11 protein-coding genes are annotated in these 11,849 nt (G+C 59.8%); 6 read left to right on the forward strand and 5 right to left on the reverse strand.

Features of this window, described 5'->3' with window-relative positions; genetic code table 11:
• Both MA884_RS14350 and MA884_RS14355 read left to right on the forward strand, forming a co-directional pair.
• The gene (locus MA884_RS14350; RefSeq protein ID WP_256231144.1) at positions 1-714 is read left to right on the forward strand and encodes a DUF3108 domain-containing protein; all 714 of its coding nucleotides are present in this window, start codon (positions 1-3) and stop codon (positions 712-714) included.
• 414 nt (positions 715-1,128) lie between these two features.
• Positions 1,129-1,323 carry a hypothetical protein gene (locus tag MA884_RS14355; RefSeq protein WP_256231145.1) on the forward strand — a complete coding sequence of 65 codons (195 nt, stop codon included), beginning with the start codon at positions 1,129-1,131 and terminating at the stop codon, positions 1,321-1,323.
• Between the two features lie 112 nt (positions 1,324-1,435).
• On the opposite strand, the gene MA884_RS14360 is transcribed toward MA884_RS14355, so the two are convergent.
• The 5 genes from MA884_RS14360 to cysM form a co-directional block, all read right to left on the reverse strand.
• The gene (locus MA884_RS14360; protein ID WP_256231146.1) at positions 1,436-1,975 is read right to left on the reverse strand and encodes a DUF2058 domain-containing protein; all 540 of its coding nucleotides are present in this window, start codon (positions 1,973-1,975) and stop codon (positions 1,436-1,438) included.
• A gap of 26 nt (positions 1,976-2,001) precedes the next feature.
• Positions 2,002-2,835: a nucleoside triphosphate pyrophosphohydrolase gene (gene mazG / locus MA884_RS14365; RefSeq protein ID WP_256231147.1), complete on the reverse strand. Its 834-nt coding sequence runs from the start codon at positions 2,833-2,835 to the stop codon at positions 2,002-2,004.
• 147 nt (positions 2,836-2,982) lie between these two features.
• Positions 2,983-5,229 (reverse strand): GTP diphosphokinase, encoded by a 2,247-nt coding sequence (gene relA, locus MA884_RS14370; RefSeq protein WP_047228731.1) that lies wholly within the window; start codon positions 5,227-5,229, stop codon positions 2,983-2,985.
• 100 nt (positions 5,230-5,329) lie between these two features.
• On the reverse strand, positions 5,330-6,700 hold the full coding sequence (gene rlmD / locus MA884_RS14375; protein ID WP_256231148.1) for a 23S rRNA (uracil(1939)-C(5))-methyltransferase RlmD: 1,371 nt from the start codon (positions 6,698-6,700) through the stop codon (positions 5,330-5,332).
• Entirely contained in the window at positions 6,700-7,602 is a 903-nt protein-coding gene (cysM, locus tag MA884_RS14380) for a cysteine synthase CysM (RefSeq protein WP_256231149.1), read from the reverse strand. The genes rlmD and cysM overlap by 1 nt, the downstream gene beginning before the upstream one ends.
• Positions 7,603-8,004: 402 nt before the next feature.
• On the opposite strand from cysM, the gene MA884_RS28035 reads away from it, so the two are divergent.
• The 4 genes from MA884_RS28035 to MA884_RS14390 all read left to right on the forward strand — a co-directional run bounded on the left by MA884_RS28035 (position 8,005) and on the right by MA884_RS14390 (position 11,849).
• Positions 8,005-8,268: a helix-turn-helix transcriptional regulator gene (locus MA884_RS28035; protein ID WP_371134778.1), complete on the forward strand. Its 264-nt coding sequence runs from the start codon at positions 8,005-8,007 to the stop codon at positions 8,266-8,268.
• A 117-nt stretch (positions 8,269-8,385) separates the two neighbouring features.
• Positions 8,386-8,550, forward strand: coding sequence for an SbmA/BacA-like family transporter (locus MA884_RS28040; protein ID WP_371134779.1), 165 nt, complete (start codon positions 8,386-8,388; stop codon positions 8,548-8,550).
• Positions 8,551-8,597: 47 nt separating this feature from the next.
• Complete coding sequence (locus MA884_RS14385) at positions 8,598-8,939, forward strand: SbmA/BacA-like family transporter (protein WP_256231150.1); 342 nt, start codon at positions 8,598-8,600, stop codon at positions 8,937-8,939.
• A gap of 159 nt (positions 8,940-9,098) precedes the next feature.
• Positions 9,099-11,849, forward strand: coding sequence for a response regulator (locus MA884_RS14390; RefSeq protein ID WP_256231151.1), 2,751 nt, complete (start codon positions 9,099-9,101; stop codon positions 11,847-11,849).

An 11,849-nucleotide genomic window follows, 5' to 3' on the forward strand; every position in this document is an offset into this window, starting at 1 on the left:
ATGCGTCGCGCCCTGCTCTTCGCTTGCGCTCTGCTTGCCCTGCCCCTGGCACAGGCCGCAGACCTTCAACCGTTCTCCGCCAGCTACACCGCCGACTGGAAACAGCTGCCCATGAGCGGCACCGCCGAGCGTAGCCTGACCAAAGAAGCCAACGGCACCTGGAAGCTGAGCTTCAAGGCTTCGATGATGATCGCCAGCCTGACGGAAGAAAGCACGCTGACCCTGGACAAGGACACCCTGCTGCCACAGTCCTACCACTTTGAGCGTGGCGGCTTGGGCAAGTCCAAGAAAGCCGACCTGGACTTCGACTGGAACACCAAGATGGTCACCGGCACCGATCGCGGCGATCCGGTCAAACTGCCACTCAACCGTGGCATGGTCGATAAATCCACTTATCAGTTAGCCCTGCAACACGACGTAGCGGCCGGCAAGAAAAGCATGAGCTATCAGGTTGTCGATGATGGCGAAGTCGACACTTATGACTTCCGCGTCCTGGGCTCGGAGACAGTCGACACCAAGGCCGGCCAGATCGAAGCGATCAAGGTCGAGCGCGTACGCGACCCGACAAAAAGCAAACGCATCACTGTGCTCTGGTTCGCCAAGGACTGGGATTACCTGCTGGTGCGCTTGCAACAGGTCGAGACCGACGGCAAGGAGTACAACATCATGCTCCAGGACGGTACGGTTAACGGCAAGGCTGTCAAAGGCAGCTGATCGACGCCGATATCAAGAAAAGCCCCGCCAAATGCGGGGCTTTTTTATGCGCGAATTTCCTGAACACTAAAACTGCACCCGCACAAAGTTAACCTGTGGAAGATGAATCGGTGGAAGCGAGCCTGCTCGCGATAGCGGTAGGTCAGCCGGCATCGGTATTGACTGATACACCGCTATCGCGAGCAGGCTCGCTCCCACAAGGTGACTGCCCCGACATTTCCCCCCCAAAAACATGAAACCTTCTTCATGAAAACCACCTGCGACCGAATGCCGCGCATTGCCTGCCCTGCAGGATGATTGAGTTTTTCATGAAATTTTCTTAACGGACCAAGCATTTACTTAGCCGGCTACCAAAATCTATAACAAAGTCCTGCACACGCCTTGCTGCAGATAACAGAGATTGGAGCTTGCAAGATGACTGTGAAAGTAACTGAACGCGATGACGCTCACATGTCCCATGAAGGTATTGCCGCCGGCATCCGCATCTGGGATGTGCATCAACAGGATTTGCTGGTGGGAATGTTCCACTCCGAGACGGACGCCAATAGCTACAAGGTCGAGCTGGAATGCCAGGAAAGGCAGCGCTCGCTTGAGATGGCAGAATCCTGAACGATAGAAACCTCATGGGCCTGTGGGAGCAAAGCTTGCTCCCACAGCTCCCACAGTTTTCCTGAAGACCTCTGCAGATGCTCCAGGTTTTGTGCTTAGCTGGGTGTCCGACTTACCACATCAAATCATCAGGGATTTGATACGCCGCATACGGATCATCAGCATCCACTTCTTCGGTCTGGGTATTGAGCTGCACGATGCGCTTAGGGTCGCGCTCCTGGATTTTCAGGGCCGCTTCGCGCGGGATCACTTCGTAGCCGCCGGCATGATGGACGATCGCCAGCGAGCCGCTGCTCAACTTGTTGCGCATCAAGGTATTGGCCGAAATGCGCTTGACCTTCTTGTCGTCGACAAAGTTGTAATAGTCCTCGGTCGTCAGTTTCGGCAAACGCGAGACTTCGATCAATTGCTTGATCTGCGCGGCGCGGGCTTTCTGCTCGACCTTTTCCTGCTGCTGACGGTTGAGTTCCTGATCGCGCTTGACCTTCTCGGCCATCGCCTCCTGGGCGGCACGCTGCTGGGAGTCATCCAGTTCGATCTGGCCCTTGTGGGCCAGGCGCTGCTGTTTCTGTTTCTCTTTGCCGACCTGCTTGGCCTGCTTTTGGTTGACCAGCCCTGCTTTGAGCAACTGGTCGCGAAGGGAAAGGCTCATGGTGCTTACTCACTTAGGCAACGGCCTCAGCCACAGCTGGGCAAATTCTTTTCCTGACGTTTGGCTTCGCCCCATAAGGCGTCCAACTCTTCGAGGGTGCAATCTTCCATGGGACGGTGGGTGTCGCGCAATGCCTGTTCGATAAATCGGAAACGTCGCTCGAATTTCCCATTGGCGTCACGCAGGGCCGTTTCCGGGTCGATCTTCAAATGCCGGGCCAGATTCACCACGCTGAACAGCAGGTCGCCAATCTCGTCGCTGATGGCCAGCGGCTCATTGTCAGCCATGGCCTCGAGCACTTCGTCCAGCTCCTCTCGGACCTTGTCGAGCACCGGCAAGGGACCTGGCCAGTCAAAACCGACCTGTCCCGCACGCTTTTGCAGCTTCGCCGCACGGGACAGCGCTGGTAGCGCCACGGGCACATCGTCGAGCAGTGACAACTGCTCGGGCGCAGCGGATTTCTCGGCCCGTTCCTCGGCCTTGATTGCTTCCCAGCGTTGCTTGACCTGCTCTTCGTTCAGTCGTGGCAAGTCCATGGGCGCATACAGATCACCGGTAGGGAACACATGGGGGTGTCGACGGATCAGCTTGCGGGTAATGCTGTCGACCACACCGGCGAATTCGAAGCGATTCTCCTCACGGGCCAACTGGCTGTAATACACCACCTGAAACAACAGGTCACCCAGCTCACCCTGTAAGTGATCGAAGTCGCCGCGCTCGATGGCATCGGCCACTTCATAGGCTTCCTCCAGAGTATGGGGGACGATGGTCGCGTAGGTCTGCTTGATATCCCACGGGCAGCCGTACTGCGGGTCGCGCAGGCGGTTCATCAGGTGGAGCAGGTCTTCAAGGCTGTACATCAATCCATCTCATCACAAATCACCCTGTGGGAAATAATCCAATAGAAGCAAGCCTGTGGTGAGAGAGCCTGTGGGAGCAAAGCTTGCTCCCACAGGCTCTCTCACCACAAGGCTCTCTCACCACATTTTTTGGACTGCGCCTGACCTTTAACCCGGCGTCCGATTACGCCGGGTCTCGATGATGTTTGGCAACTGGGAAATCCGTCCCAGCAACCGCCCCAGCGCGTCCAATCCCGGAATCTCGATGGTCAGGGACATCAGTGCCGTGTTGTCTTCCTTGTTCGAACGGGTGTTGACCGCCAACACGTTGATCCGCTCGTTCAGCAACACCTGGGACACGTCACGCAGCAGACCGGAACGGTCGTAGGCGCGGATGATAATGTCCACCGGATAGGTGAGCACCGGCACCGGGCCCCAACTGACCTGGATGATCCGCTCCGGCTCACGGCCGGCCAGTTGCAGCACCGAAGCACAGTCCTGGCGGTGAATGCTCACGCCACGGCCTTGGGTGATGTAGCCGACGATCGCATCCCCAGGCAACGGCTGGCAGCAGCCGGCCATCTGGGTCATCAGGTTGCCCACGCCCTGGATCTGGATATCGCCGCGCTTGCCTGGCTTGTAGCCGGTGGCCTTGCGCGGGATCAGTTCCAACTGTTCGTTGCCACGCTCCGGCTCCACCAGTTGCTGGGCCAGGTTGACCAGTTGCGCCAGGCGCAAGTCGCCGGCACCGAGGGCGGCGAACATGTCTTCGGCGGTTTTCATGTTGGCCTTTTCGGCCAGCTTGTCGAAATCCACCTGCGGCAGGCCCAGGCGACTGAGTTCGCGCTCGAGCAGGGTCTTGCCGGCGGCAACGTTCTGGTCGCGAGCCTGCAGCTTGAACCAGTGAACGATTTTTGCCCGCGCTCGCGATGTGGTGATGTAGCCCAGGTTCGGGTTCAGCCAGTCGCGGCTCGGTGTGCCGTGTTTACTGGTGATGATCTCGACCTGCTCACCGGTTTGCAGGCTGTAGTTGAGCGGCACGATCCGCCCGTTGATCTTGGCGCCACGGCAGTTGTGACCGATCTCGGTGTGGACGCGATAGGCAAAGTCCAGCGGCGTGGCGCCCTTGGGCAGGTCGATGGCGTGGCCGTCGGGGGTGAAGATGTAGACCCGATCCGGTTCGATATCGACCCGCAATTGTTCGGCCAGACCGCCGATGTCACCCAGTTCTTCATGCCACTCGAGCACCTGACGTAGCCAGGAGATTTTCTCTTCGTAATGGTTGGAGCCCGACTTGACGTCCGTGCCCTTGTATTTCCAATGGGCGCAAACCCCCAGCTCGGCTTCCTCGTGCATGGCGTGGGTGCGAATCTGCACTTCCAGCACCTTGCCCTCCGGGCCGATCACCGCCGTGTGCAGCGAGCGATAGCCGTTTTCCTTCGGGTTGGCGATGTAGTCGTCGAACTCCTTGGGAATGTGCCGCCACAAGGTGTGCACGATACCCAGCGCGGTATAGCAGTCGCGCATTTCCGGCACCAGTACGCGAACGGCGCGAACGTCGTAGATCTGGCTGAATTCCAGCCCCTTGCGCTGCATTTTGCGCCAGATCGAATAGATGTGTTTGGCCCGGCCGCTGATGTCGGCCTCCACACCGGTGGCCTGCAATTCTTCCCTCAACTGGGTCATCACATCCGTGATGAAACGCTCGCGATCCAGACGCCGCTCATGCAGCAACTTGGCGATCTGTTTGTACTGGTCGGGCTCCAGGTAGCGGAAGGACAGGTCCTCCAGCTCCCACTTGATATGGCCGATGCCAAGACGGTGGGCCAGGGGCGCGTAGATGTCGAACACTTCCCGGGCGACGCGGTTGCGCTTTTCGTCGTCGGCGGATTTCACGGCACGGATCGCGCAGGTTCGTTCGGCCAGTTTGATCAGTGCGACGCGCACGTCGTCGACCATGGCCACCAGCATCTTGCGCAGGTTCTCCACTTGGCCCTGGGTGCCCAGGACCATGGACTGGCGCGGACTGAGACTGGCACTGATAGCTGCCATGCGCAGTACACCGTCGATCAGCTTGGCGACCACGGTACCGAAGCGCTGGCTGACCACCGGCAATTGGATCTGCCCTTCGCGCACGCCGCGGTACAGCACCGCGGCCACCAGGGAATCCTGATCGAGCTTGAGGTCGGCGAGAATCTCGGCGATCTCAAGGCCCGTCTGAAAACTCGAGGTGCCTTCGGACCAGAGGTTCTTCGCCGCGTTGTGTTGCTGTTCCGCCTCACGAGCGAACTCGCAGGCTTCTTTCAAGGCTTCGCGATCCAGTGCCGTGTCGATACTGACCGCGTGATCGAGCCAAGCCTCGAGATTGATACTGCCGTCGGTGTTGATCGGCTGGTGTGCTCTCACCTGTACCATCTTTACATACCTTCCCTATGACGCAGATTCAATGCGTCAACAACGCTGACCTTCGTTGCCCGTGTCCCCGCCCAGGGCTATGGCGGTTGGCACGAACGGGTCAGTCGGACAAGCCATCCTGGCTCGCTTCAAATAACGCCATGGCCTCGACATGCGCCGTCTGAGGAAACATATCGAGAATCCCGGCACGTTTTAACCGGTAGCCCTGCTTGATCAATTCGACCGTGTCCCGGGCCAAAGTTGCCGGGTTGCACGATACGTATACCAACCGCCTGGCGCCCAGGGATGCCAGTTTGCGCACCACCTCGAAAGCACCGTCGCGGGGTGGGTCCAAGAGTACCGCAGAAAAGCCTTCGCCGACCCATTCGGCACCCGACAACGGCTGGGATAAATCGGCCTGAAAAAAGGCAGTGTTATTCAAATTGTTGCTGACGGCGTTGGCCGCCGCGCGGTCCACCATGGCCTGTACACCTTCCACCGCCACCACTTGGCGCACAGCCTTGGCCAGGGGCAAGGCAAAGTTGCCCAGACCGCAGAACAAGTCCAGCACCCGCTCCTCGGCTCGGGGGGCGAGCCAATCCAGCGCCTGGGCCACCATCGCCTCGTTGACCCCGGCGTTGACCTGGATGAAATCCCCCGGCCGGTAAGCCAGCTCCAGGTCCCAGGCCTCAAGGCGATAACCCAGCGTCTGTCCCGGTTCGACCGGCTGCGGCTCGCCTTCACCTTGCAGCCACAACTGGGCTTGGTGGGCGGCGCAGAAATCCTTGAGGATCGTCAGGTCTGGTGCCGACAGTGGCGACATGTGCCGCAGCAACACCGCCATGGACGAGCCAGCGAACAATTCCACATGCCCCAGCGCCTGGGGTTTGCTCAGGCGACGGAGCATGTCCGGCAAGCGCTTCATGATCGGTTGCAAGGGCTGTACCAGTACCGGGCAATCGCCGATGGCCACGATGTCCTGGCTGCCGACAGCACGAAAGCCGACCTCAAGCTTTTTCGCCTTCTGGTCCCAGCGCACCGCCACCCGGGCACGACGCCGGTAACCGAGTTCCGGCCCGCTCAATGGCGCGGCCCATTCATCCGGTTCCACCCCGGCGACCCGCGACAACTGCTCGGCGAGCATGCGCTGTTTCAGGGCGAGCTGTTCGTTGTGGGGCAAATGCTGGACGCTGCAACCGCCGCAACGACCGGCATGGACGCACGGCGCCGCACGGCGTAGCTCACTGGACAGGAACACTCGCTCAGTGCGGGCCTCGACCACTTTGCCATGAGCCCCAAGCACCCGCACCTCGACCTCTTCGCCGGCCAGGGCACCGATCACGAACCAGGTGCGTCCGTCCAGAAAGGCAATGCCCCGACCATCGTTGGCCAAGCGTTCGATGGTCAAGCGCTGTTTCTTTCCGGTGGGCACCTGCGGAGCCCGGCTTCCGCCGCTGGGCTGGAAGCGCAGACCTCTTTCTTGCTTGGCCATCAGTTAGGCGCGTCGAAAATGCCGGTCGACAGGTAACGGTCGCCACGGTCACAGATGATCGCGACGATCACCGCATTCTCCACTTCCTTGGACAAGCGCAGCATGCCCGCCACGGCGCCGCCCGAAGACACGCCGCAAAAGATGCCCTCTTCACGGGCCAGACGACGGGTGATGTCCTCGGCCTCGCTCTGGGCCATGTCGATAATGCGGTCCACGCGGTCGGCCTGGTAGATCTTCGGCAGATATTCCTCGGGCCAGCGACGGATACCGGGGATGGCCGCGCCTTCCATCGGTTGCAGGCCGATGATCTGCACGTTCGGGTTCTGTTCTTTCAAATAGCGCGAGGTGCCCATGATGGTGCCGGTGGTGCCCATCGAGCTGACGAAATGGGTGATGGTGCCATCGGTCTGGCGCCAGATCTCGGGACCGGTGGTGGTGTAGTGGGCTTCGGGATTATCACCGTTGGCGAACTGGTCGAGCACCTTGCCGCGACCCTCGGCTTGCATGCGTTCGGCCAGGTCCCGTGCGCCTTCCATGCCTTCGTCTTTGCTCACCAGGATCAGTTCGGCGCCATAGGCGGTCATCGCGGCCTTGCGCTCGGCACTGGAGTTATCGGGCATGATCAGGATCATCTTGTAGCCCTTGATCGCCGCCGCCATGGCCAGGGCGATGCCGGTGTTACCGGATGTCGCCTCGATCAGCGTATCGCCGGGCCGGATCTGCCCACGCAATTCGCCACGGGTGAGCATCGACAGCGCCGGTCGGTCCTTGACCGAACCCGCCGGGTTATTCCCTTCGAGCTTGAGCAAAAGCGTATTGCTGGTCACGCCGGGGAGGCGCTGCAAACGAACCAGCGGAGTGTTGCCGACGCAATCGGCGATAGTGGGGTACTGCACGGTCATGGCGTATTCGCAATCCGGACTGCGGGGGCGCCTATCATACCGGCAAACCTTGCCAGGCCATATCACGCAAAGTGTGGTGGTTATGGCTTATGGGAATAAGCGAGGCGGAAGTCGAGGGCGCGACTGGGTGGGGGCGCTTGTCTCCTCACCACCGGATCCGCGCGCACGATGCTCAGGCCCATGTAGTCGATCCCGCACTCCATACAACCCTTTTCCTACAGGCCTGAGCGCTCAAATCATGCATGCATATCTGTTGTAAGTATCGTCTGTAGGCACTCTTCCTGTCTGTTTGTGGGTTCTTTCCTTTTATATCGACGACCAAGCGTTTAAAGCTATCTGGCTTTGCTACGTGTTCTTTACAGTCGCCCCGCTAAACGTATTAGTAGGTGTTGAGCAATAACGATGGTCGACGCGAAACAAAAAAATCCACAGCCCAGCACGCGGCGGACTTGCGGGCAACGCTTACGCAACTTATTGGAAGAGTACGGCATCTCTCACTCGACTTTTGCCGAGGTGCTAGGTATCAGCCCTCAATGCCTGACTAATTGGAGAGTGCGGGGTGTACCTCGGCTGCGGGTGGAGCATTTAGCACGTTTGCTGAGTGTCAGCGAAGTGTGGCTGGCGACTGGGGTGGGCGAGCGGACACGTGGCCTACATCGGGAGTAGAAGAGGATCAAACAGGTTCCAAGGGTTGAGACTGGAGCGCCCTCCGCCCCGACGAAATCACCCTCCTCAACTTTCCTCGTCTGATTGAAAAACGCGAACCGGCTGATCACAGCCAAGATGTTCCTAGCCGCTATTATTTATGCTTTTATCGGGACTCTCATCAGTCAAAAAATCGGCTTAAAACTTATTTCCTTAAGCAACAACCAACAACGATTGGAAGCCGATCTACGCTACTTCTTAATTAGACTTCGGGAGAAATTCAGAAACCTCATTCCCTTCTGAAGCACGAACCTGGGAAAAACAGCGTCAGTCAAAAACTCGCAGGTAGCTTGGCGAACTTTCGCAAGATAATAAAAATAAAAATGCGCCTATCATTGTTCACACAGACGTATGGCCAACTGGCCTTGATTCTTAGCAGTTTATTGGCCGCCCCACGTTTCTTTGCCGGCCAGATAACCTTTGGCGACTTGATGCAGATTAATTCGGCTTTTGGAAACCTAAGTGAAAACCTAAGCTGGTTCATCAACGCCTACAGCAGGCTCGCTGACTGGAAAGCAACCACAGATCGCCTGATCACTTTCAATAAAGCAATGAGCAACTCTCCTGCGGAGGCGCCGAAGCATCCACAGCCGTCCTCCCCTGACACTGGGCTATCGGCGGATATCCATTAAGCGATTGCAGATCTCGCTGTGGCAAAGCCCCGGCAGGACCGATGCACGGCGGGACATAAATTTACAAAGATCGCCCGCCCGCAAATCGCTACACTGCGCAGGTATTGCGTGCCGGATGCGCGCAAAGCTCAAACAGACCGCTGGATGCAGGAGAAAAGTGTGCTCAAGAAACTGGGAATCAAAGGCCGCGTGCTGTTGCTGACCCTGTTGCCGACCAGCCTGATGGCGCTGGTCCTGGGCGGTTACTTCACCTGGATGCAGCAATCGGACTTGCACGCCCAGTTGCTGCAGCGTGGCGAAATGATCGCCGAACAGCTGGCGCCGCTGGTCGCCCCGGCCATGAGCCATCAGGACAGCGATCTGCTGGAACGCATCGCTACTCAGTCCCTCGAGCAAACGGACGTGCGCGCCGTGACCTTCCTGGCCCCTGATCGCACATCGCTGGCCCACGCCGGCCCGACCATGCTCAACCGCGCCCCGGAGGGCGACAGCACCCAGTTGTTGCAACGCACCGGCAACGATGCCACGCGTTACTTGCTGCCAGTATTCGGTAAGCACCGCAACCTGGCCGGCGAGCTGATCCCCGAAGAAGCCGATCGGCTGTTGGGTTGGGTCGAGCTGGAGTTGTCCCACAGCGGTATGTTGCTGCGCGGTTATCGCAGCCTGTTCGCCAGCCTGCTGTTGATCGCCGCCGGCCTGTGCCTGACCGCACTACTGGCGTTGCGCATGGGTCGCACGATCAACCGGCCACTGAGCCAGATCAAGCACGCCGTGGCGCAACTCAAGGATGGTCATCTGGAAACCCGTCTGCCACCTCTGGGCAGCCAGGAACTGGATGAGCTGGCGTCGGGCATCAATCGCATGGCCAGCACCTTGCAGAACGCCCAGGAAGAATTGCAGCACAGCATCGACCAGGCCACCGAAGACGTGCGCCAGAATCTGGAAACCATCGAGATCCAGAACATCGAACTGGACCTGGCCCGCAAGGAAGCCCTGGAAGCAAGCCGGATCAAGTCCGAATTCCTGGCGAACATGAGCCATGAAATCCGTACGCCGCTCAACGGCATTCTCGGCTTCACCCATCTGCTGCAAAAAAGCGAGTTGACCCCGCGTCAGCTCGATTACCTGGGCACCATTGAAAAGTCCGCCGACAGCCTGCTGGGCATCATCAACGAGATCCTCGACTTCTCGAAGATCGAGGCCGGCAAGCTGGTGCTCGATAACATTCCGTTCAACCTGCGGGACTTGTTGCAGGACACCCTGACCATCCTCGCCCCCGCGGCCCACGCCAAACAGCTGGAGCTGGTGAGCCTGGTCTACAGGGATACCCCCCTGTCGCTGGTGGGCGATCCGCTGCGCCTCAAGCAGATCCTGACCAACCTGGTGAGCAACGCCATCAAGTTCACCCGCGAAGGCACCATCGTCGCCCGCGCCATGCTGGAGGATGAGCACGAGGACAGCGTGCAACTGCGCATCAGCATTCAGGACACCGGCATCGGTCTGTCGAACCAGGACGTGAGGGCCCTGTTCCAGGCATTCAGCCAGGCCGATAACTCTTTGTCCCGGCAACCGGGCGGCACCGGGTTGGGCCTGGTGATTTCCAAGCGCCTGGTGGAACAGATGGGCGGTGAGATCGGCGTGGACAGCACGCCGGGCGAAGGCTCGGAGTTCTGGATCAGCCTGCGCCTGCCCAAGACCCGCGACGACGCCGAGGATCTGCCCGGCCCACCGCTACTGGGCCGGCGCGTAGCGGTACTGGAAAACCATGAGCTGGCCCGGCAGGCCCTGCAACACCAGCTCGAAGACTGCGGCCTGCAAGTGACGCCATTCAACACCCTGGAGAATCTGACCAACGGCGTGACCGTCGCCCACCAGACCGATCAGGCAATTGACCTGGCCGTGCTGGGCATCACCAGCAACGACATGCCGCCGGAGCGCCTCAACCAGCACATATGGGATCTTGAGCACCTGGGCTGCAAGGTACTTGTGCTGTGCCCCACCACTGAACAGACGCTGTACCACCTCTCGGTGCCCAACCCTCACAGCCAGTTGCAGGCCAAGCCGGCCTGCACCCGCAAATTGCGCCGCGCGCTTTCCGACCTGGTCAACCCGCGCCCGCCCCGCAGCGAACCCAACGAACCGGTGAGCAGCCGCGCACCCAAAGTGCTTTGCGTGGACGATAACCCGGCCAATCTGCTGCTGGTGCAAACACTGCTCGAAGACATGGGCGCCAAGGTGCTGGCGGTGGAAAGCGGTTATGCGGCGATCAAGGCCGTGCAAAAGGAAACCTTCGACCTGGTACTGATGGACGTCCAGATGCCCGGCATGGACGGTCGCCAGAGCACCGAGGCGATCCGCCAATGGGAAAGCGAGCGTCATTGTACGCCGCTGCCGATCGTCGCCCTCACGGCCCACGCCATGGCCAACGAAAAACGTGCCTTGTTGCAAAGCGGTATGGATGACTACCTGACCAAGCCCATCAGCGAACGACAACTGGCCCAGGTGGTGCTCAAGTGGACCGGCCTGGCCCTGCGCAACCAGGCGCCGGACCGGAGCGCCGACGCTCAGGGCGGCAGCGAACTGTTGGTGCTCGATCACGAAGAAGGCCTGCGCCTGGCCGCTGGTAAAGCCGATCTGGCGGCGGACATGCTGGCGATGCTGCTGGCTTCCCTGGAAGCCGACCGCGAAGCGATTCGCCAGGCAAGCGAGGCCAATGATCACAATGCCTTGATCGAACGTGTCCACCGTCTGCATGGCGCCACTCGCTACTGCGGCGTGCCGCAATTGCGCGCCGCCTGCCAGCGCAGCGAGACCCTGCTCAAGCAACAGGACCCCAAGGCCGAGGCCGCCCTGCAGGAACTGGAGCACGCCATTGACCGCTTGGCCAACGAGGCACGCATCAGCGCTTGA

This window comes from Pseudomonas sp. Q11 (assembly GCF_024494355.1).
Classification (GTDB): domain Bacteria; phylum Pseudomonadota; class Gammaproteobacteria; order Pseudomonadales; family Pseudomonadaceae; genus Aquipseudomonas; species Aquipseudomonas hefeiensis.

Excerpts from the sequence above, each read along its gene's own strand:
- cysM (WP_256231149.1), bottom strand. The coding sequence starts at position 7,602 with ATGACCGTGCAGTACCCCACTATCGCCGATTGCGTCGGCAACACTCCG.
- relA (WP_047228731.1), bottom strand. The coding sequence starts at position 5,229 with ATGGTACAGGTGAGAGCACACCAGCCGATCAACACCGACGGCAGTATC.
- MA884_RS28035 (WP_371134778.1), top strand. The coding sequence starts at position 8,005 with ATGGTCGACGCGAAACAAAAAAATCCACAGCCCAGCACGCGGCGGACT.
- MA884_RS14360 (WP_256231146.1), bottom strand. The coding sequence starts at position 1,975 with ATGAGCCTTTCCCTTCGCGACCAGTTGCTCAAAGCAGGGCTGGTCAAC.
- MA884_RS14350 (WP_256231144.1), top strand. The coding sequence starts at position 1 with ATGCGTCGCGCCCTGCTCTTCGCTTGCGCTCTGCTTGCCCTGCCCCTG.
- rlmD (WP_256231148.1), bottom strand. The coding sequence starts at position 6,700 with ATGGCCAAGCAAGAAAGAGGTCTGCGCTTCCAGCCCAGCGGCGGAAGC.
- MA884_RS14355 (WP_256231145.1), top strand. The coding sequence starts at position 1,129 with ATGACTGTGAAAGTAACTGAACGCGATGACGCTCACATGTCCCATGAA.
- MA884_RS28040 (WP_371134779.1), top strand. The coding sequence starts at position 8,386 with ATGTTCCTAGCCGCTATTATTTATGCTTTTATCGGGACTCTCATCAGT.
- mazG (WP_256231147.1), bottom strand. The coding sequence starts at position 2,835 with ATGTACAGCCTTGAAGACCTGCTCCACCTGATGAACCGCCTGCGCGAC.